This window comes from Paracoccus maritimus (assembly GCF_025195095.1).
GTDB classification, from domain to species: domain Bacteria; phylum Pseudomonadota; class Alphaproteobacteria; order Rhodobacterales; family Rhodobacteraceae; genus Paracoccus; species Paracoccus maritimus.
In genome coordinates this window covers 272,904-292,974 of sequence record NZ_JANAVZ010000003.1, presented here as the reverse complement: position 1 = coordinate 292,974, position 20,071 = coordinate 272,904, and the positions used below count along the sequence as shown (strand labels likewise).

Below are 20,071 nucleotides of genomic sequence, written 5' to 3'. Positions count from 1 at the left end.
GCGAAATCAGTCATTTGCAGATCATGCAAATCGATCCGGAAACCCGCCGCGATGTGATCGGCATAGGCTGGATGCTGCTGACGGGGCTGTGCTTCGTGGCGGTGAACGGTATCGTTCGTGGCCTTGATGGGGCGCTGCCGGCGCCTCAGGCAGCCTTTATCCGGTTCCTTTTCGGGCTGGCCTTCTTGACCCCAATCCTGCTGCCGGCGCTGCGGCGCGGCTTTTCCGGTCATGTCTGGGTCATGTTCGGGTTGCGCGGCGCGCTGCATGTCATCGCCGTCGTCGCGTGGTTCTATGCGATGTCGCGGATCACCGTGGCCGAGGTGACGGCGATCGGGTTTCTCAATCCGATCATGGTCACGGTGGGTGCGGCGCTGTTCCTGGGGGAAAAGCTGGCGGCGCGGCGCATCGCGGCAGTCTGCGTCGCACTGATCGGCGCGATGATCGTGCTGCGTCCGGGGATCCGGCCTCTGGACCCGGGCCATGTGTCCCAGGTTGCCGCGGCCATCGCTTTCGGTGCGTCCTATCTGGTGGCCAAGCGCCTTTCGGGCCGTGTGCCGGCCGCGGTCGTGGTCGCGATGATGTCGCTGACGGTATCCATCGGCCTGGCGCCTCTGGCATGGGCGGTTTGGGTGCCGCCCAGCCTGTCACAGGTCATCTGGCTGGCGTTTGTGGCCGTTTTTGCGACATTGGGTCACTATGCGATGACCCGCGCCTTTGCCGCCGCGCCCCTGACGGTGACCCAGCCGGTCACCTTCCTTCAGCTGATCTGGGCCAGCCTTCTTGGCGTGTTCGTGTTCCACGAACCGCTGGACATCTGGGTGATCGCGGGGGGCGGCCTGATGATCGGCGCGATCAGCTATATCACCTGGCGCGAGGCGCAGAAGCGCGTCACGACGATCACACCTCCTGTCAGCGCCACCAAGGCGTGACAGGGGGCGGGCTAGCTCATGGCGCGGGCTTCGCTGAAACGCCCACTGTCGCTGCCTAATTGGCTTCGTTGAATACCTGCCGGCGCGCCTCGGTCATCATCTCGGCCATCTTGGCGCGGATCGCGGCGGCGTCCACCTGACCTTCAAGATCGCCGGCAAGCTTGCGGAAGACGTCTTCGTCGCCGGCTTCCTCGAAGTCGGAGGTGACGACGGTCATGGCATAGCTGCGGGCCTCTTCGCCGGATTTGCCCAGTATTTCGGCAGCCCATTCGCCAAGAAGGCGGTTGCGCCGTGCCTCGGCCTTGAAGCGCAGGTCGGCGTCGTGGGCAAACTTGGCCTCGTAGGCGCGTTCGCGATCGTCGAAAAGGGACATGCATGGCCTCCTGTGTCGGTTGCGAATTGATATGCCCACTGAATGGCTTTGCCGCAACCCTGTATTGCCCATTGGTCCGGTTCTGCGCTAAGGCCCATGGCAGTCAGATGCGAAAGGATGGCCCGTCATGGCTCCGCGGCGCAAGAAAGTTTACGAAGGCAAGGCGAAGATCCTTTATGAAGGCACCGAGCCGGGCACGCTGGTGCAGTATTTCAAGGATGATGCCACCGCGTTCAATGCCCAGAAGAGGGCCACGATCGAAGGCAAGGGCGTCCTGAACAACCGCCTGTCCGAGTTTTTCATGAACGGGCTGACGAATATCGGCGTGCCCAACCACTTCATCCGCCGCATCAACATGCGCGAGCAGCTGATCCGTCAGGTCGAGATCATCCCGCTTGAAGTGATCGTGCGCAATTTCGCCGCCGGTTCCTTGTCCAAGCGGCTGGGGATCGAAGAAGGCACGATGCTGCCGCGCCCCATCGTCGAATACAGCTTCAAGAACGACGAGCTGGGCGACCCGATGGTGTCCGAGGAGTACATCGTCGCCTTCGGATGGGCGAGCCAGCAGGATCTGGACGATATGGTGTCGCTTGCGCTGCGCGTGAACGATTTCCTGTCGGGCGTCTTCTACGGTGTCGGCATCAAGCTGATCGACTTCAAGATCGAGATCGGCCGCGTCTGGGACAATGACTTCATGCGCTTGATCGTCGCCGATGAGATCAGCCCCGACAGCTGCCGACTGTGGGATGTCAAGACCGGCCAGAAACTGGACAAGGACGTGTTCCGCCGCGATCTGGGCAACCTGACCGATGCCTATACCGAGGTGGCACGACGTCTGGGCCTGATGCCCGCCAATACCACCAGTCTCAAGCCGACCGCGATCAACTGAAGGAAGCCCCGATGACAGCCCCTCTCAAGGCCCGTGTCACCATCATGCTGAAAGACGGCGTTCTGGACCCGCAGGGCGAGGCGATCCGCCACGCCTTGGGGGGGCTGGGTCATACGGGCGTATCCGGCGTGCGTCAGGGAAAGCTGATCGAGCTGGACCTCGAGGCCACCGACCCCGAGGCTGCACGGGCCGAAGTCGCGCGCATGTGCGAAGGGCTGCTGGCCAACACCGTGATTGAAAAATACTCGATCGAGATCGCCTGACGCAAGGTCAGCGCGGTTCGGCGGTGTGCAAGCTGCGCGGAACCCGTTGCAATCGTCACGCAATTGTCGCCCAATGCACGGATGCAAAGCCAGACGCAAACAGCCACTGACGAAACTGCCCCGGTCATCCAGATCACCGGCCTGCACAAGGCCTATGGCCAGCTAGAGGTTCTGAAGGGCGTGTCCCTGACCGCGCCGCGCGGCAACGTCATCAGCCTGATCGGGTCGTCCGGATCGGGCAAGTCCACCTTGTTACGCTGCTGCAACCTGCTGGAAAACAGCCAGCAGGGCCAGATCCTGTTCGATGGCGAGGCCGTGCGCTGGAAGGGTCAGGGGGCGAACCGGCATCCTGCTGACCGCGCACAGGTGACGCGGTTCCGCACGAACCTGTCGATGGTGTTCCAGCAGTTCAACCTGTGGTCCCACATGACGATCCTGCAAAACGTCATGGAGGCGCCGGTGACCGTGCTGGGCGAGGACCGGGCCGAGGTCGAACAGCGCGCCCGCGCGCTGCTGGCCAAGGTCGGTATCGGTGACAAATGCGAGGCGTGGCCCGCGCAGTTGTCGGGTGGGCAGCAGCAGCGCGCGGCGATCGCGCGCGCCCTGTGCATGCAGCCCCGCGCGCTGCTGTTCGATGAGCCGACCAGCGCCCTGGACCCCGAACTGCAGCAAGAGGTGGTCAAGGTCATCAAGGATCTGGCGGGCGAACACCGGACCATGCTGATCGTCACCCACGACATGCGGCTGGCCGCGGATGTCAGCGATCACGTCGTGTTTCTGCATCAGGGCGTAATCTGCGAGGAAGGTCCGCCAGACACCTTGTTCGGCAATCCCCAAAGCGAGCGGCTGCAACAGTTCCTCAGCGCCACGATGGCTGCCTGAGGATTCCGACATACGATCAAGACAAGCACCCCCAACAAAAAAAGACGACCAACAGGAGCATGAAAGATGAAAAGACTGATCCTTACCGCCGCCGTGCTGGGCCTGACCGCCGGAGCCGGCATTTCCCAGACCGTTCGCCTTGGGACCGAGGGCGCGTATCCTCCCTACAACTTCATCAACGATTCTGGTGAGGTGGACGGGTTCGAACGCGAGCTGGGCGATGAAATCTGTGCGCGCGCCGAACTGGATTGCACCTGGGTCACGAATGATTGGGATTCGATCATCCCGAACCTTGTGTCGGGCAACTACGACACAATCATGGCCGGGATGAGCATCACCCCCGAACGCGAAGAAGTGATCGCGTTCACCCAGAACTATATTCCGCCGGTCCCTTCGGCCTATGTCGGGCTGACGCCCGATGTGGACGTGGAAACTGGCGTCGTTGCGGCACAGACCGGGACGATCCAGGCGGGCCATGTGGCCGAAACCGGCGCGACCTTGCTGGAATACGCCACCCCTGACGAAACGCTGGCTGCGGTCCGCAATGGCGAGGCTGACGCGGTTCTGGCTGACAAGGACTTTCTTGCGCCCTTCGTCAATGAATCGGGCGGTGAACTGGTCTGGGTCGGCGAAGATGTCGTTCTGGGCAACGGGATCGGGGTCGGCCTGCGGCAGTCGGATGCCGAGCTTCGCGACAAGCTTGACGGCGTGATCTCCTCCATGAAGGAAGATGGCAGCCTGAACGACATGATCAAGAAGTGGTTCGGCGAAGACGCGCAGACCTACGAATGACAACCCGGCCGTCGCGCGCAGGTCGTCGCGCGACGGCCAAGGGTAGCCTGTGATGCTGTCGCAATGTTCTGATCCCGCCGCGCTGGAGGGCGTGCCCTGGCTGATGTGCTACCTGACATCGGGCAAGCACATGCTGTTCTACGCAAGTTTCGGCACCGTGCTGCTGCTGCTGGCGATCACGGCCCCCGTGGCGCTGCTGTTCGGCTTCGGCGGGGCGATGGCGTCGCGGTCCCGCATCTTGCCGCTGCGCTGGCTCGGGCGGCTGTACACCTCGATGGTGCGCGGGGTTCCGGACATCATCTTCTTCCTGTTCGTGCCCATCGCGCTGGATCAGGGGCTGGAATGGCTGCGCCACCAGTATCTGTGCGACGGTGATGCACCGGTCAGGCAGGGCAACGATTTCGTGGTCTGTGCCGCCGCCAAGCTGCCCCTGTCGACCAGCCCGCAATGGATCCACGAAGCCTATGGTTTCGCTCTTGCCGTGGTCGCCTTCGCCGTCGTCTTCGGTGCGTTCGCCGCGAATGTGCTGTACGGCGCGATGCAGGCCGTGCCGCGCGCCCAGCTTGAGACAGCAGAAGCCTATGGGATGAACGCGCGTCAGGTGTCTCGTCGGGTGCTGATTCCGCAGATGTGGACCTATGCGATCCCCGGCCTTTCCAATCTCTGGATGATCCTGATCAAGGCGACGCCGCTTCTGTTCCTGCTGGGGGTCGAGGACATCGTCTATTGGGCGCGGGAGCTGGGCGGCGCCAAGACCAGCGCCTTCACCTATCCGCATCCCGACTGGCGGATCTATTATTTTCTTGCGATTCTCGTCTTCTATCTGTTGATGACCTGGATCTCCGAGACGGTCATCGCGCGACTGACGCGGCGTCTTTCCGCGGGCCAAGCCACGATGGGTGGCGAGGCCATGCGCAAGGAGGCCGCATGACCTGCGCCGAGACAATCACCAACTATGCGCTGCGGTCGATCGGGATCGGCGAACGCCTGTTGCCGCGCACGGATTTCGACCTTTGCCAGCAGATCACGCTGATCGGGTCGGGGCTGATCTGGAACCTGTATTTCGCAAGCCTGGCGCTGTTCTTCGGCTTCTTCTTCGCGACCGGGATTGCGATGGCCAAGGCCAGCGGTAACGCTTTTCTGCGAAGGCCGGCCGACGCCTTCATCTTCCTGTTCCGCGGCAGCCCACTGTTCATCCAGTTCTTTCTGGCCTACGAGGCGCTGGTTCTGCTGCCTCGCGCGGGGATCGACGTGTTCGGGATGACCGTCGCGACAAGCTGGCTGACAAAGGCCTGGGCCGGGGCGTTGATCGTTCTGATCCTGAACACGACGGCATATTCCGCCCAGATCTTTCATGGCGCCTTGATGTCCGTGCCCAAGGGCGATCTCGAGGCTGCAGATGCTTATGGGCTGGCAGGCTGGACCAAGTTCCGCCGGGTAGTCTGGCCCACCATGCTGCGGCTTGCCTGGCCGTCCTATACCAACGAGGCGATCTTCCTGTTCCACGCCACGACGCTGGTGTTCTTTTCCGGTTTCCCGGCCTTCCAGCAGCGCGGCGACAGCCTGTATTACGCGACCTACTTTGCCGACAAGACCTTCAACCCGTTCGTGGCCTATCCGATCGTGGCAGGATATTTCGTCTTGTTCACATTGATCCTGATCGGGCTGTTCGGCATGGTGAACCGACGCTTGAACCAGCATCTTCCGGGCGCGGTCAAGCGGTTGAAATATCGCCCGCAACTGGTGAGATAAATGGACTGGCTGAGAGAGCATCCCGACGTCAAGACGATCCGCGTGGCCGCCGCCGACCTGAATGGGGTGGCCCGGGGCAAGCGGATGCCGGCGCGATTTGCGCAGAAGCTGTTCGAAGAGGGCACGAAATTTCCTTTCTCGGTGATGAATCTGGATATCTGGGGCGAAGATATCGAAGACAGCCCGCTGGTCTTCGAATCCGGCGATCCGGACGGCCTGCTGATGCCCACCGATCGCGGCTTCATGCCGATGCCCTGGCTGGAGGCACCGACCGGATTGCTGCCCTTGTGGATGTTCCATCCCGATGGACGCCCCTACGAGGGCGATCCACGCCAGGCTCTGGCCCGTGTCGTGGACCGCTATGACGCGGCCGGTCTGAAGGCCGTGGTCGCCACCGAGCTGGAATTTTTCCTTATCGACGATTCGGGGCGCACCTTGCGCGTTCCGCCCAGCCCACGTTCCGGCAAGCGTCGCACCGGGGGCGAGGTTCTGTCCCTGCGCGCCCTGGATGCGTTCGATCAGTTCTTCTCGACCCTCTATGAGGCGTGCGAAATGATGGACATTCCCGCCGACACCTCGATTTCCGAGGCCGGGCCGGGCCAGTTCGAGATCAACCTGATGCATCAGGCCGATCCGCTGAAGGCCGCCGACGACACCTGGCTGTTCAAGATGCTGGTGAAAGGCGTGGCGCGGTCCTACGGTTTCGCGGCCAGCTTCATGGCCAAGCCCTACGATGCGTGGCCGGGGAACGGGATGCACATGCATTTCTCGGTCCTGACCAAGAACGGCGAGAACATCTTCGACAATGGCGGTGAGGAAGGCACCGAGGCGCTGCGTCACGCCGTCGCCGGATGTCTGCGCGCGATGCCGGGATCGACGCTGCTGTTCGCTCCGCACGAAAATTCCTATGACAGGCTGGTGCCGAACGCCCACGCGCCGACCGGAATCGGGTGGGCCTATGAGAACCGTACCGCAGCGATCCGCATTCCTTCATCCGGTCCCAAGGCGCGGCGCATCGAACATCGGGTGGCTGGCGGAGACGTGAACCCGTACCTGACCGTCGCCGCGATCCTGGGGGCCGCGTTGGACGGGATCGAGGACAGGCTGGAAGCGCCGGCCCCGTTCAAGGGCAACGCCTATGACCAGCAACTGGCGCAGCTGCCCGGCGATTGGGGCGCGGCGATCGAGGCCTTCGACAAATGTCCCGAGATCCGGCGCATCTTTCCTGAACATCTGGTCGAAAACTATCTGATGACCAAACGGCAAGAGCTGCACTACATGGCCGAATTGTCGGATGAAGAAACGGTCGAACTGTATCTGGACACCGTCTAGCGCGGGTTCGGCGGTTTCCTGATCCACTGGCGCGACGACGCGCGCTGGACCCAACTTGTCCATATGATGGCGGGGTCGGCCAAGGATATGTCGCGGGCCGTGACATTGCCGGGCGGGGCGCACACGGCTTGGCTGCGCCCGGCTTCTCACAAGGGGGAAATGGTGGGTGATAACGGATTTGAACCGCTGAGTGTTCATTATAATTCAATGACTTACGAGGTGTTTTGTAACATTGGAGCAAGCCGAAAAATGACCGGGTGACGTTGCGTCAACGTCTGCCCGGCCGGGCAAGTCCAGACATGAAAAAGCCCCTCGGCGCGCTAAACACCGAAGGGCTTCTGTCAGATCGCGCTAGCCAGGATAAGCCAGCCATCCGTGACGGGGTTTTGTGCGATGTGAGAGCGGGGCACTTGCCGTCTGATCCCCAGCGCGTTGGCGGCTGTTGGTCCGCTCGGTGCGCCATCCCGATCTCGGTTAGGCCGCGTCGGCCTCGGGCAATTCATTCGCCTCGCGCCACAGGCCGATAAGATCCTCGAAGTTCTCGCGGACGAGCTTTTCGCGCTCGGCCATAGTCAGGTTCTCATTCGCGGACAGCAGGTCGAAGACTAGTCCCTCGGCGGTCTCGATTAGAATTTTGTCGGCCATGTCGTCTCTCAATTGGCGTTTCGATCACCAGAGATTCGCATGACCGCGAATCAGGCGCAAGCGCAAAAGTTATGCGAATTTCAGAAAGTCAATAGCTAAATGCCTAGCTAGGCATCCAGGCATTTGGAGGGCGCGGGCAAAGAGAAACCCCGGTCAGCGCAGGGCTGCCGGGGGTCTCGGTGCTGGTAATCAGCCAGCGGGGTCTTTCCCATAAACGAACGGATGACCGTAGGTCATGCGAACGTCCGATGGATACTTCATGCCGGATTCGCGCGCAATAGCGGTCTTATGAGAATGAATTCCAAATCGGATTGTCTTTGACCCCAAGTTGCACCTGCGCGTCCTCGACCTTGGGGTGCAGCGACACCACGTCGCCTTTCTTGCTGATCGCACCAGCGGCCCGCAGGCTGTTCACCGCGCGCCCGATCAGGTCGCGGGCACTGTGATCGTCGGGCTGGTCGCTACACCATTCCACCTTTGCGCAGAATGCGCGGACGCCCCGCACCAGATCGGCGTCGGCAATGTTGAATTCGCCATTAGCAATCAGTCGGTCGCAGAGATACTGCCGCGTGGCGGTGCCCATCATCTTTTCCCAACTGGACTTTTGCGCAGCGTGGAAATCTTCATAGGGCGCGATACTGAACGGGTTCCGACCGGACGCCAGATCGTCGCGAATGCCTGCGTTAACCTTGTCCGTGGCGCGCTTTCGCTCGGCCTTCCTCTCGGCTACGGTCAGCGTCCGACCATGAACATACGGGCGAACCTCGCGCCCCTCCTTAGCCTCGATCTCGGCGGCGTATGCCGCTTTCTTCGCGGCCAGGACTTGCTGGTATTCGGGCTGGTAGTTCGGATCGGCGGCGCGCTTGATCCTGTCGGCCTTTCGTTTGGCCTTGCGCTTGGCCTGAACTTTCGGGTCCGCTTCCTTCTGGCGGCTCGCGGTCTTAGCGATCTTCCTCTGGAACTCGGTTAGGCTACTCACCCATTCATGACCCTCGGGCGAATCTTCGTCGCGCGGCTTGGTATTCATGACCGCACCCCAGTAGATGCGCGCAGACATGGGTGTGATGCCGTCAGGAAATTTCCACTTCATCCACGCTGCAATTTCGGCGTCGGTCTGGCCGGAGCGCGGGGTCAGGTCGAAAGGCGGGGTTGCCCCTTGTGTGGGGCTGGCGTTCGTCGTCATGATTTTCCGTTCTCATTATGGGCGGCGCTGATTAGGCGCTTGTCGATGGTGATAGGCTGCCTCACCGACAAGAGCAAGAGAAATTGTTCTGACTTCGTGAGGGCGCCAATGAGCGGCCACTATGGCCTTTCGGATGCGCTGGTAGCCGGAATGTGGCTAGAGGACGTCAGTGGCGCTCTCAGTGGCTCTCAGGGCATACTGTGTCTTCCGGGTGACACTGTTGAGGCGGCACGGCAACGGAATGGCGGCGTCGGGGCTGGATATGGTCGCGGGGGCGCAGGAGCGGGCGCAGCCCGCGACCAGCCGGAGGCGATGCCGATCTATGTAGGCGCATGTGCACCGTGCGGTGCCGTCCGACCGGAGGCAGGTTCATGAACACTTCCCACGGACAGCCGGAGCGGCGCAGCCGCGACGGTTGGCCGGAGGCAGATGAAAGAAAAAGTCAGAACAATTTCTCTGTCTATGTAAGAGTCTTCTTCTATCTTCTTCTACATATACTGAGAAATTGTTCTGACTTTTCCGGCGCGACACCTCGAAAACATGCGTGAAGCAGCCTGATTGAATGCCGTTCCGGTCGGGCGCGCACCATCTAAGTATCTGATAAGGTTAGCAGAGAAATTGTTCTGACTAAAATCAGGCGTGTTTGGGATACCTGCGTTTCGAGCGAGCACAGCCATGGGTAGAATTTCGGCCAGAGAAATTGTTCTGACTTTCCGGCCAGACCGCTACGGCCAAAAAGACACGCTGTTTCTGGTTGATCTGTCCCGGTCTTTCGTGCCCGGCACGGCTCACCCGCCGGGGCTAAAATCTTCCTTGAACACGGCCCGGACCTGCGACGGGTGCCCGTCCGTGACCGACCATTCGGAGCAGGTCCAGCGCCTCGGCTCGGCCTCGCCGTTAAGCTGATAGCTGAACGCCTGATAGCCGCCGCGCGCGGTCAGGAACGTGTCGATGGCCTGCGCCTCGGTCAACGTCAGGTAGGACCATTCAAGGCGAACGATCCTGCGGACGTGGTTCAAGCCGCTAGGACTGGCCTGCGTGTAGCCATCGCCAAAACTGGCCCGGCGCAAGCTGACCTCGGGCGCGATGCCTGTTCCGGCGGATGGACGCATGGGCGGGTTGAAGGTCGGAAGCGGCATCTCTTACCTCTTTTGCAGCATGTTGCCGGTCCGGTGTTGCCGGACCAACTCGTCACGAACCAGCGCCCGCATGCTGCGCTCGGTCTCGGCGCTGATCTGGCGGGCAAGGTCAGCGTTCTGTTCGGGCGTTCCGCCGCCGTTCGTGTTCACCGTGATCTGCGGCGACAGGCTGATGTTCTGGACCGCCGTAGCGGCTCTGTGCGAGTCGCTGACAGCCGTTGCGGCCTTGCTGGTGGCACCGACTAGGCCGCCGCTGCTATAGCCGCGTAGCGCGCTCCTATGCAGCGCCTCAAGATTGTCCGCGCCGACACGCTTCACAACCTCTTGGGGCATGACATACTCGCCCGCATGGACGATCCCGGCAGGCTGGTATTTCGATCCCGGCCCGGTGAAACCGCCGTCGCTGAAACCCACGGCATTGCCAAGCCACGACAGGAACGTCCCGGCGGTGCCACCACCACCGGCCATGCCATTCAACGTGTTGCGCACCAGGTTATCAATGATCGACCGGCCAAGGTCCGCCAGTGCCCGCGACAGGCCGTCGCTGCCCTCGGTCGCGCTCATCAGCACATCGCCAAGGGCACCAGCGCCACGTTCGCCTGCCTCGGCGGCCTCGCGCATCTTTTCGGCTGCATCCTCGGCGGATCGACCGGCCATTGTGTAGGCGTCGGCCAGCCGGTCGATATCCGCCTCTAACCGTGGTGTGATCGTCTTGCCCGCTTTCTGGGCGGCGGTCAGCAGTTCGGCTTTTGCGCGTGCGAAGTCCATCGCGGTAGCAAGGTCGCGCTCGCCGGTCGCCGCCGCGATGATTTGGGCGGTCTCGATCTCCAAAGCCTGCGTCCGTTCGCGGATGCGTTCGACCTCGCGCTGATAATCGTCTGGCCGTGCCGATCGACCGCCGCCGCCACCTCCACCGCCGCGACGGCCAGTCCTGCCGCCGCCAGAACCACCGCCAGAACCTCCTGCCGGGAAATCCGCGATGCTGACCGGATCGGCGGGCCGGGGTGGGGCCTGATAGCCCGTGACGCCGATCCCGGTCTCGGTCATGTCATAGACCGGCGCCCCATCAGGACGCAGCCCGGCGACGTAGCGCGGAAGGCTCGCGGCCTCGGCCCTGACCGCTGCAAGTTCCGCCCGCACCTCGCGCAGCCGGGCGATGGCCTCGGAGTTGTCGAAGCCCAGTTCGGTGTTGTTCTCGATGGCGGCTTGAAGGGTGCCGACTTCCTTTTCCAGACCGGAAATCTTAGCCTCAGCCTCGCGCGCGTCCGGGTTCAACAGCTTGCCGTCCTCGGCGATACCAAGGGCTTCGTTCAGGTTCGCGAAGGTCTCTGCCTCGGCCATCCTGCGCAGCCAGGACGAAACTGCGTCCTCTGCGTCGCCGAAGGCGTCGGCGATGCGCTGCACCTCGGCGACAAGGCCGCTGGCGTCGAAGCTGTCCACCGCGTCGGCGACTTCACCTAGCATTCGGGCGAGGCTGGCCGATGCGCCGGACGCCTGATCAAAATCACCGGCGGCGGTGACAAGGCTGTTGCCGATCCGGGTCATGGCCTGCCCGACCGTGCTTTGTGAATTCGCGGCCTGTTCGCGAAGCTGGGCGCTGCCCGCCTCGAAGGCGCGGAAGAATGCCGTGCTGGAAACCTCGCCGCCGACCACCAGCTTGCGAAGTTCGGCCACGCTGCCGCCCGCCTCTTTCAGCCCCCGCGCCACGGCCTGGGCAATGGTCGGGGTGCCTTCCAGAATGCTGTTGAATTCCTCGGCCCTGACAACGCCGCCCCCAAGGGCTTGCGACAGTTGCAGCAGCGCCCCGCTGGCGGCTGTGGCGTCGGTCCCGGCCACCTTCAACGCGACCGCGATCCCGTCCGTGAACCGGATCAGATCGTCGCCGCTGACGCCCAGTTCGGCCTGGGTCAGCGCCAGCTTGGAATATAGATCGACCAATGAGGTAATGGGGGCCGCGTTGCGCTGCGCCGACTTGAAAAGCTGTTCATAGACGCGGGTCAGTTCCTCGCCTGCCAGCCCGGCGTTGGACAGCGCGTTGCGCATCGCCGTGGCCTCATCGGCCAACCGCGTATAGGCGCCGATCCCGCGCGACAGGGCGCTGCCCGCCAGCAGGCCGCCGCCGACGCGCAGCAGGCCGGGCATGGCACCGAGGGCGCGCTGCATCTTCGCGCCCACGCCGTCATAGGCCGCGCCGATCCGCCGGGCGTTGTCGCGGGCGGTGCGCTCCATTGTGGCAGCAGCTTTGCGCTGGGTCTGGTTCGCCCTGGCAAGCCCGCGTTCCAGCTTCGTGATGCGGGCTTCAACATCGACCACAAGCCCTTGAATTTCAGTCATAATATTCTCAATCGTTACAGGATCACAGGATTAGCAGGCCGCCGACGGACGGGTCGTCATAGCGGGATCGGTTGTCGTGGGCGGCAAGGGCGCGCGACACTGCCATACTGGCCGCGACGGCACCGTCGATATGGCCGCGCTTGGGGTCGGCCTTACTCATCCAGATCATGCCGGTATCGTTGACCTTGGCGGCGACACCAGCGAAGTGATTGCGCAGGACCGGGTTGCCATCGTGGCGGATCAATCGCCCGTTGACCGCGCGGATAAGCTCGCCGTTCGCCGGACCCATCGTGGCCGGACCCTGGCGCATTTCGATCATGGGCACGCCATCGGCCAGCAGTTCGGTTGCCATCCGCCGGAACTGCCACGGGTCATAAGCGGCTTCCTGCACCTGATGGCGGGCGCAGATTTCCCTGATCTGCTCGGCCACCGCCTCTTGCGTGACGACCGGCCCGTCGATCTCGGTCACAAGCCCGCGCTCGATCCATTCGCGATAGGGCAGGTCTTCCAGCCGGGCGCGTTCGTCCAGCCCCTCGGACGGCACGAAAAACCACGGCTTGATTGTGACCTGCCCGTCATCGTGCCGCCACGCCGCGACGATGGCGGCAAGGTCGCCGCTCTGGGCATAGTCGATCCCGAGATAGCAGGGCAGGTCTTCTAGGTCGGCTTCGTCATCCTCGAACACGCGGGTGTCGTAGCTGTCGAAATTGAACAGGGGCGCGGTCGAATTGCCCAACCACTTGCACAGGTGGAATTGCTGAAAATCATACATCGCCGACAGGTCATTCTCGGCCCGCTTGGCGTCGATCCGCAGCTTGCCAATATCCTGAAACCCGAGGGACAGGCCGGGGTTGCAGCGGTTCCATACGGCTTCGTCGGTCCAGTCCTCATCCTCGCCCATCTCGAACAGGATCGGCAGGAAAGACGGGTCCACGATCTCGCCCAACGCGACCTTGCGCGCATAGGCGTAGCGTTCCGCTGCCAACCCCTCGCGGCCCCGGCCTGCCGTGGTGGCTGTGACGGTCAGGCCGCCGGGACGCTTCGCCATGCCGGTTTGCAGCGCCTGCCACAGTTCGCGCCCGTTCGCGCGCCATGCGTGAATCTCATCGACCAGAACGAATGTCGGCGTCGTGCCGTGCTGGGCACGGCCATCGGACGCCACCGCTTTTAGTGTGCTGCCGTCCAGGTGTGACCGGATCATCTTGGCGGAATTGAAGGCGTCATAGACCCGCGTCGCGCGGGTCAGGCTCGGCCCGAGGCGCACAATATCCGCAGCCTCACGAAAGCCGATGCCGGCCTGTTCCCGGTCGGCGGCACCAAAGATGATCTGACCATTCGGGACGCGCTCGGGGCCAAGCAGGTGCAGCAACGCCATTGCCGCTGCCAGCGACGTTTTCCTGTTCCCGCGCCCGATCAGCAGGAACACGTCGCGCACGATCCGGTTGCCGTCCGCATCACGCGGCCCATAGATCGAGCGAATGATCCGCTCTTGCCACGGGTGAAGCTGAAACTTGCGGCCCGGTTCGGTGCTGGCCGGATGGCGCAGGGCGCGCAGGAAACGAACCGCACGATCCCCGTGCCCGAGAGGGTCAGGGATCGGGCTGCCGTCATAAATCCAGTCTGGAAAGGTGCTAGTCATCGGATCGCCAGCGGGTCGTCGTCGTCACTCTCGTCCGCGTCCGTATCCAGCAGCCGTGCCCGGCTGGATGGGTCCAGCCCCAGCGAGGCCGACAGGCGGGCGGCGGTCAGCATGGCGGCATTTTGGGTGCGCAGCCATTTCAGCATGTCCTCGCCTTGCTGCCTGCGCCGGAGCTCTGCCTCCACCACCAGCCCGCGGGCCGTGCAATAAGCCTCCACGAAACCCAGATCGGCCTGACAGATCAGACCGCGCTTGATCAGCATGGGCAACACGCGGTCCCATTCCTTTCTGGCGAAGGGCGTCAGGTGCGCCGGTGCGGGCGGTTTGCGCTTGATGGCGTCAGGGTCGCGGCCCGCTTGAGGCTTCACGCCGCGAAGATGGGTGGCAGACATTATCCGACCGCCTCGGCCCTGATCTCGAGCCCGCGCCTGCGCCCGATCTCGGACAGCCCGACGATGTTCCACGCCTTGCCCGCATAGGTGATCCGGTCGCTGGTCGTGATCGGCTGTGACGGCCAGCGGATCAGGAACGCGACGCGGTTCTTGTCGCCCGCGATCTGGTTCAACACGAATTCGTCGGCGCTTGCCTCTTTGACCTCGGCCCGCGTCATCAGCACCGGCAGCCAGACCGAACGCGACGTGCCGTTGTCCGCGACCGCCAATTGCAGCCGTTCGATCTGGATACGCGATTGCAGCTTACCCGCCCTCATTCGCGCCACCTGATCGTGGCCCGCAACGCGATTGCGCCGTGGCTGGCACCGCCCACGGACGCTGCCTGATCCACCCAGACAAGGCTCGGGCGTTCCCAGCGATCAATCTCGAAGCCCTCGGCCTCGGGCGCGTCCAGCAGGGCAGTGAAAGCGCTGGCCGCGATGTTCTCGCCGGTCTCGCTGCCGTCATTGATCACCCAGACATGCAGCATTGCCTGCACCTCGGCGACGATCTGACCAGCGGCGGCACGGCCCAGGATCTCGGTGCGGGTCGGACTCAAAACGATGGCCGGGAAATCTGTCGGGCGCATGTCACCGGCGCGGATGTTGCGCGGCGCTACCAGCAAGCTGATCACCGGATCGGACAAAAGGCGCTGGCGGACGGCACCCTGTAGGGCGAGGCTCGGGATCATTGGCTGGCCTCGCGGATGGCTTTGCGGATTGCCCGGTTGACCCGGCTTTCAACGCGCCGCTTGTTCAGCCGCCATGCGGGCAGCAGGAACGGCTGCGCCTCGGTGCCGGGGTGCTGGGTGCCTGCAAACTGCCCGCCGTTGACGTGCGGTCGTGTGCCAAGCTCGACCAGGTGGGCGTGACGCACATCTGGGGCGCCAGCCGTGACCGCACCTTGTAGGTCGTGCAGCTTGCGCTGGCCGTCGCTGCCATACGCGGGCGTCGTGCCGCCGGGCGCCGTGGCCTCGATAGACCCGATCAGGTCGCCATCGTCGCGGCTGGCCTCGGCGAGTGTGCGGGCGTCGGCTGCGACCTCATTCACACTCTTGGCGATGGCGGGCTTGATGCGTTCCGCGACCTCTGCCGGGATGGCAGCAAGGCGGCGGGCCAGCGCGTCGCTGGTCTGTTTCGTGATGCTCATGCCGCTGCCTCCGGCGCGTCATCCTCGGCAGGCTCCACGGCCGCGACATAGCCGGTCACGCGGTCCTTCAAGGGACTCAGCAGGTCATGGACGCCAAACGGCAACACATACTGATTACTGAATGTGATGGCCTCGCGGGCCTCATACTGGTGCGCCACCATCAGCAGCGCGGCCTGCACCATCAGCGCGTTGTCCGCGTCGAAGGGCTGGCCGGTATAGGCGGCGATCCACATCGCCGCGACGTTGCCGTAGTGGGTCAGCAACAGGTCGTCGTCGCTGTGGTCGATCACAAGATGCGCCCGGATCAAGGGCAGCGAAAGGGCAGGCATAACAGGTCACTCGCAACAGGGGTAAAACTAACTGTTGCAAAATTACCACACTACAGTGGAGGCCGCTAGGTGAAAAACTTATTTCGGTCCTGTCTTGCGCGCGCCTCACCCCGCCGGTCCTGTGAAATGGCGAAAAGTTGAGCGGCACCGGCCCCATGAATTACCTGCGTGCGTTTCGACTATGCTGTTACTTCAATTCGGAGGTTTCTTTTGACGGGGGGCTTGACGCCAGATTGCCGGTATCTCGATTTAAGTCGAGCAAGTGTTTTTTGATACTTCGTGCTCACTTTAGGTGATGATGCGCAAACAATATAGGAATGTATCTCCACTCCTAGTTCTGCAAGCTTCAATGCCTCAGCAGTCGAAACAATTTGTTCTGCGGCTGTGCAATGATCCGTTCCTTTCATTTCAACTAAAGCGATCTGTTTGGGGCTCTCCAAGTCAAGGATGAAAAGGTAGTCGCATTTCTTCTGTTCTGATCCAATCATGCAGCCATCGACTCTGCAAACCTGAATTTTTTTACTTTCCTTGTTTATAACGCAAAACTTTTTACCATTCTCTTGTCGCTGAACTATAGTATGCGCTTCTACCAAGCAGCACTTATCATCTTTCATCATGTGAAAATATCCATAAGCTCAGTAAACTCCGCTTCAATATTTTCAGAAACTTCATCGATATAATCTGCTGATACTAGGCCAGTTTCTTGATCAACAATACTCACAGTCTCGCCTAGGTTCAGAGAGTATGCATTGACCTTCTCTTGCTCGATGCCGCCACTTTTTCCAGCAAGATTTCTAAGTATGAAATTGTTCAGAGACGTCAGCATATATGGCGAGTGTGTGGTGAACAACATGTCGCATCGTTGCTCCAAAGTCTGGGAAACAATGAAGTCGAGAATGGTGGCCTGTGCGGTGGGGAATAGGTGGGCTTCGGGTTCTTCGATAATAAGTGTCCTATTTGGTTGAGGAAAATACGTTAGGGCAACTAAGAGTGGCAACGCTTCCTGTTGTCCTGAAGACGCCTTGCTTAGCTCAATCCTACCGCGTTCCATTTGTATGAAATCACGGTCATCGACCTTTGAGAATCGTCCTTTTATGATCGTGTCAAAGTATTTTCTAAAGACCTGCTCTCTACTGTCTATTGGTCTATTTCTATCCGCCTCAATCATCATGCGGTATTTCGCCGTCTCATAAAATTCGCCGAACTGCATGATTATCTGATCAATTTTTTCGTCAATCGAAAGAATTGAGAAAATCTCTTCCCTAATTGTCGAGTAAAATGAGCGCGACGCCGGCACAAATAGGGCGTGCTCGTGCCTTAGTTGAAACAATGTATCCGGTTGCTGTCTGCGAAACTCCCGAAGTATTCTGGATGGTGAGTGTATTGCGTTGTCTTCGAAGCTTTTAGAAAACTCCTGGAAAGACTTTTTTGCTGACCTGAACGCTTGTGCGACGCTGTCTGATGTCCTTATTTCAACTGTAGCACTCCCTTTCTTTGAAACAATCTCCAGAGAGTGCGACTCGTTTTCGTATAGTATTTCAAAGTGATCGGACGTCCATGAGTAGGGTGGGAAGATCTTATAAAAGTCTTCCTTCTTCCTTGAGTCGTATGTTTTTTTGTGCTCATTTTTCATTAGGGCGAGTTCGTCGAAATCTGCAAAATATTCATTGCAGAAATAAAACAAACGAGCGACAACACTTTTCCCTGATGCTTGCGGTCCGATCAACACAGTAAGACCGTCAAGTCTTACGTTCGCATGCTCTATGCCCAGAAAGTTCTTTAGTGTGAGATTCTGCATCGCTGACCAATTGCTTGATTGTGCGCGATGACGCTAACCTATTTGAAAGTGTGGCGCCAGCGCCCTCGCGACATAGGCGGCGTGCTGATCGCCTCGGCAAACGTCATCCCCTGCCGGGTGATCCTCGCATAGAGGGTCGTCTTGTTGATGCCTGTGCGATCTGCCCACTGGTCGAGGGTTAGGATCTCGCCGCCACATTCATAGAGCATAGGAGGGGTGCCCGGCTTGCGGTGCTTCTGCCGATCAGCCTGTTGCGGATTGGCGATGTTCGTCACGGCCTGATAGGCCGCCCGTGCTGCCTCGCTTCTTACTGCCCGCGCCTCTGCATCGGTCATTGTGAATGCGGGTTCCGCGCCCCAGCCTTTGCCGATCCGCCGACTTGCCGTGTTGATGGATATGCCCGTGCGTTCGCACCATTCGGTGGCGGTGCGGGTGGTGTCGCCGATGGTGAATTCCCGGTCGCGGAAAGGAACTTTCTTGGGCTTGGCCGGTGCTTTCGTGAAGCTCTGGCGGCTCACGTTGGGCTTGTCGGCCAGTTCTTCCGGGGTCGGGGCCTGGGCGATCTGCTTGCGCATCCGTTCCATGACGGCCTGCATGTCCATGCCAGCCAGCGCGCAGACCTCGGATAGGTCTTTGCTGGGTTTGGTCAGGTAGGCGCGGGCGTGCTTGCATTCGAGAATACGCCTGTCGCGGCTCGTTGCCTGCGCCACGCCGATTAGTGCATCCTCCACCGTGCGCAACAGGACCGATTGCCATAGCGCCCGGCTCATGCCTCGGCCCGTTCCTGCCGTTGCTTCACGCTGTTGTGGCAATGAGCGCAGAGGCTTTGCAGGTTCGACCATGACAGCCGTAGCGCCCTGTTCCCCTTGTGCGGAGTCTTGTGGTCAACCACCTCGGCAGGGACGCCACAGAACGCACAAAAGGGATGATGGCGCAGGAATTCGGCCCGCAGCTTGCGCCATTCGACGCCATAGCCGCGCTGTGATGCGGATGGCCTCTTGCGGTCGTGCTTGGCCTTGCGTGCCCTCTGGCGCCCTATCTGGCAGGCACAGAGGGTGTCAGCCGGGACAATGGCACCGCAGCCGCATAAACGTGGAGGCCGGGCCATCAGATCACCACAACAGGACGATCTGGTGAACGGTCGTGCCGGTGCGCAGGATACGGCGTGGACGGAATGGCAGGATCAGGAATTCGTTCCGGCGATCCGCTGCGGATGGCGCGTGGGCGGTGATGGCCTCGCCGTTCTGTAGGATCAAAGCGACCTCTGCCGGGCGCTGACCGCAGCCCCATGCCCATGGGAATTCGTTCACGAACATGGCCTGTTCACCCTCGGCGTCCTGGGTGATCTCACCCGCCTGATCCACGATCAGGTTGCCAGCGGTATAGGTCGGGCCGGTCAAGCTGGTGGACCAGCGGCCCGGAACAAAGGGCGGAATATAGAAGGCACTCGGGATCACCGGCAGGTCGGCGTCATCGTTCGGTGTGATGACCAGCGCATTGCGGTAGGGCGCGGCCTCGGCGGGGGCGTCGATGCGGCCCCCAAGCGGATCAATCGGCATTAGCTCATGGCTTTCAGCTTGCGCAGGCCGTGGCGGTCAAAGGCCGGGTCGAAGCCCTGTTCCTCGATCTCGCGCAGGCGTTTGGCGTTGTAGGAATTGGAGGCGCTTGCCTCGGGCGTGGCCTCGGTGCTGGACGCGCCGGGTGTCAACTTCACCAGCCGGTCGATATGGGCGGCGAAGGCGCTTTCGATCTCGATAGGTGACGCCGCCCAGGTATCGGCAGACGACCAGCCAAGCCAGCCGGTGCCGTAGCCGTAGAGGGTCTGGAAATACTTGCGCAGGGGCATTTCGCCCCCGCTCATCCCGTCGTTGCTGCCATGGCTAGATGCGTCGTTCGCATCATCGTCGCCAGTTGTGAGGGTGGCAGCCAGAACCGCCAAGCAAGCCGCCTGTGCGTCGGAGAGAAACGACGACAGGGGCTTGCTGGCGATGGCGGCGAGGACGGCTTGGCCGTCCCGCCGATCCGTTGCGGTGGCGAGGATCACCGCGCGGATTGTCGTGAAGGACTGCGACAGCAGCCCCTCATATGCCCCGGCGATCCCGCCGGGCATGTTCTCGATGGCCGTTGCAGCCCGCAAGTCGGCCCTGAGGGTGACGGTTCGTCCGTCATCGTCAAGGTCGATCTCTGGGGCGGGCTGCACCGACATCAG

The 20,071-nt window shown here is 61.6% G+C and carries 25 protein-coding genes; 8 read left to right on the top strand and 17 right to left on the bottom strand.

Features of this window, described 5'->3' with window-relative positions; translation table 11 throughout:
* Positions 1-23 precede the first annotated feature (23 nt).
* Positions 24-932: a DMT family transporter gene (locus MU516_RS07150; protein ID WP_260276529.1), complete on the top strand. Its 909-nt coding sequence runs from the start codon at positions 24-26 to the stop codon at positions 930-932.
* Positions 933-987: 55 nt separating this feature from the next.
* On the opposite strand, the gene MU516_RS07145 is transcribed toward MU516_RS07150, so the two are convergent.
* On the bottom strand, positions 988-1,305 hold the full coding sequence (locus MU516_RS07145; RefSeq protein ID WP_260276528.1) for a DUF1476 domain-containing protein: 318 nt from the start codon (positions 1,303-1,305) through the stop codon (positions 988-990).
* A gap of 127 nt (positions 1,306-1,432) precedes the next feature.
* Between MU516_RS07145 and purC the strand changes: the two genes are divergently transcribed.
* From purC to MU516_RS07110, 7 genes are all read left to right on the top strand, one after another.
* Entirely contained in the window at positions 1,433-2,194 is a 762-nt protein-coding gene (gene purC, locus MU516_RS07140) for a phosphoribosylaminoimidazolesuccinocarboxamide synthase (RefSeq protein ID WP_209059250.1), read from the top strand.
* Between the two features lie 11 nt (positions 2,195-2,205).
* Positions 2,206-2,457, top strand: a complete 252-nt coding sequence (gene purS / locus MU516_RS07135; protein ID WP_209059247.1) for a phosphoribosylformylglycinamidine synthase subunit PurS — start codon at positions 2,206-2,208, stop codon at positions 2,455-2,457.
* An 81-nt stretch (positions 2,458-2,538) separates the two neighbouring features.
* The gene (locus MU516_RS07130; RefSeq protein ID WP_260276527.1) at positions 2,539-3,339 is read left to right on the top strand and encodes an ABC transporter ATP-binding protein; all 801 of its coding nucleotides are present in this window, start codon (positions 2,539-2,541) and stop codon (positions 3,337-3,339) included.
* Positions 3,340-3,405: 66 nt separating this feature from the next.
* A complete protein-coding gene (locus MU516_RS07125; RefSeq protein WP_260276526.1) occupies positions 3,406-4,131 on the top strand; it encodes a transporter substrate-binding domain-containing protein in 726 nt (241 codons plus the stop codon).
* Between the two features lie 52 nt (positions 4,132-4,183).
* The gene (locus MU516_RS07120) at positions 4,184-5,062 is read left to right on the top strand and encodes an ABC transporter permease (protein ID WP_260276525.1); all 879 of its coding nucleotides are present in this window, start codon (positions 4,184-4,186) and stop codon (positions 5,060-5,062) included.
* A complete protein-coding gene (locus MU516_RS07115; protein WP_260276524.1) occupies positions 5,059-5,883 on the top strand; it encodes an ABC transporter permease in 825 nt (274 codons plus the stop codon). The genes MU516_RS07120 and MU516_RS07115 overlap by 4 nt, the downstream gene beginning before the upstream one ends.
* Positions 5,884-7,215: a glutamine synthetase family protein gene (locus MU516_RS07110; RefSeq protein ID WP_209059236.1), complete on the top strand. Its 1,332-nt coding sequence runs from the start codon at positions 5,884-5,886 to the stop codon at positions 7,213-7,215. It begins immediately after the preceding gene.
* Between the two features lie 474 nt (positions 7,216-7,689).
* On the opposite strand, the gene MU516_RS07105 is transcribed toward MU516_RS07110, so the two are convergent.
* The 16 genes from MU516_RS07105 to MU516_RS07030 all read right to left on the bottom strand — a co-directional run bounded on the left by MU516_RS07105 (position 7,690) and on the right by MU516_RS07030 (position 20,068).
* Positions 7,690-7,860, bottom strand: coding sequence for a hypothetical protein (locus MU516_RS07105; protein WP_260276523.1), 171 nt, complete (start codon positions 7,858-7,860; stop codon positions 7,690-7,692).
* A 286-nt stretch (positions 7,861-8,146) separates the two neighbouring features.
* The gene (locus MU516_RS07100; protein ID WP_260276522.1) at positions 8,147-9,043 is read right to left on the bottom strand and encodes a hypothetical protein; all 897 of its coding nucleotides are present in this window, start codon (positions 9,041-9,043) and stop codon (positions 8,147-8,149) included.
* A gap of 788 nt (positions 9,044-9,831) precedes the next feature.
* Positions 9,832-10,182 (bottom strand): phage tail protein, encoded by a 351-nt coding sequence (locus MU516_RS07095; protein ID WP_260276521.1) that lies wholly within the window; start codon positions 10,180-10,182, stop codon positions 9,832-9,834.
* A 3-nt stretch (positions 10,183-10,185) separates the two neighbouring features.
* Positions 10,186-12,516 (bottom strand): tape measure protein, encoded by a 2,331-nt coding sequence (locus tag MU516_RS07090; RefSeq protein WP_260276520.1) that lies wholly within the window; start codon positions 12,514-12,516, stop codon positions 10,186-10,188.
* A 22-nt stretch (positions 12,517-12,538) separates the two neighbouring features.
* Positions 12,539-14,155 (bottom strand): terminase large subunit, encoded by a 1,617-nt coding sequence (locus tag MU516_RS07085; protein WP_260276519.1) that lies wholly within the window; start codon positions 14,153-14,155, stop codon positions 12,539-12,541.
* Positions 14,152-14,547, bottom strand: coding sequence for a P27 family phage terminase small subunit (locus MU516_RS07080; RefSeq protein ID WP_260276518.1), 396 nt, complete (start codon positions 14,545-14,547; stop codon positions 14,152-14,154). Before MU516_RS07080 ends, MU516_RS07085 begins: the two co-directional genes overlap by 4 nt.
* The gene (locus MU516_RS07075; RefSeq protein ID WP_260276517.1) at positions 14,547-14,864 is read right to left on the bottom strand and encodes a head-tail adaptor protein; all 318 of its coding nucleotides are present in this window, start codon (positions 14,862-14,864) and stop codon (positions 14,547-14,549) included. Before MU516_RS07075 ends, MU516_RS07080 begins: the two co-directional genes overlap by 1 nt.
* Entirely contained in the window at positions 14,861-15,277 is a 417-nt protein-coding gene (gene gp17, locus MU516_RS07070) for a tail completion protein gp17 (RefSeq protein WP_260276516.1), read from the bottom strand. The genes MU516_RS07075 and gp17 overlap by 4 nt, the downstream gene beginning before the upstream one ends.
* Positions 15,274-15,735, bottom strand: coding sequence for an HK97 gp10 family phage protein (locus MU516_RS07065; RefSeq protein WP_260276515.1), 462 nt, complete (start codon positions 15,733-15,735; stop codon positions 15,274-15,276). The genes gp17 and MU516_RS07065 overlap by 4 nt, the downstream gene beginning before the upstream one ends.
* Positions 15,732-16,064 carry a head-tail connector protein gene (locus MU516_RS07060; RefSeq protein ID WP_260276514.1) on the bottom strand — a complete coding sequence of 111 codons (333 nt, stop codon included), beginning with the start codon at positions 16,062-16,064 and terminating at the stop codon, positions 15,732-15,734. The genes MU516_RS07065 and MU516_RS07060 overlap by 4 nt, the downstream gene beginning before the upstream one ends.
* Positions 16,065-16,243: 179 nt before the next feature.
* Positions 16,244-16,681 carry a hypothetical protein gene (locus MU516_RS07055; RefSeq protein ID WP_260276513.1) on the bottom strand — a complete coding sequence of 146 codons (438 nt, stop codon included), beginning with the start codon at positions 16,679-16,681 and terminating at the stop codon, positions 16,244-16,246.
* On the bottom strand, positions 16,678-17,862 hold the full coding sequence (locus MU516_RS07050) for an AAA family ATPase (protein WP_260276512.1): 1,185 nt from the start codon (positions 17,860-17,862) through the stop codon (positions 16,678-16,680). Before MU516_RS07050 ends, MU516_RS07055 begins: the two co-directional genes overlap by 4 nt.
* A 38-nt stretch (positions 17,863-17,900) precedes the next feature.
* On the bottom strand, positions 17,901-18,632 hold the full coding sequence (locus MU516_RS07045) for a hypothetical protein (protein WP_260276511.1): 732 nt from the start codon (positions 18,630-18,632) through the stop codon (positions 17,901-17,903).
* Entirely contained in the window at positions 18,629-18,970 is a 342-nt protein-coding gene (locus MU516_RS07040; protein ID WP_260276510.1) for an HNH endonuclease, read from the bottom strand. Before MU516_RS07040 ends, MU516_RS07045 begins: the two co-directional genes overlap by 4 nt.
* A gap of 4 nt (positions 18,971-18,974) precedes the next feature.
* A complete protein-coding gene (locus MU516_RS07035; protein ID WP_260276509.1) occupies positions 18,975-19,421 on the bottom strand; it encodes a hypothetical protein in 447 nt (148 codons plus the stop codon).
* Positions 19,421-20,068, bottom strand: a complete 648-nt coding sequence (locus MU516_RS07030; RefSeq protein ID WP_260276508.1) for a hypothetical protein — start codon at positions 20,066-20,068, stop codon at positions 19,421-19,423. Before MU516_RS07030 ends, MU516_RS07035 begins: the two co-directional genes overlap by 1 nt.
* Positions 20,069-20,071 lie beyond the last annotated feature (3 nt).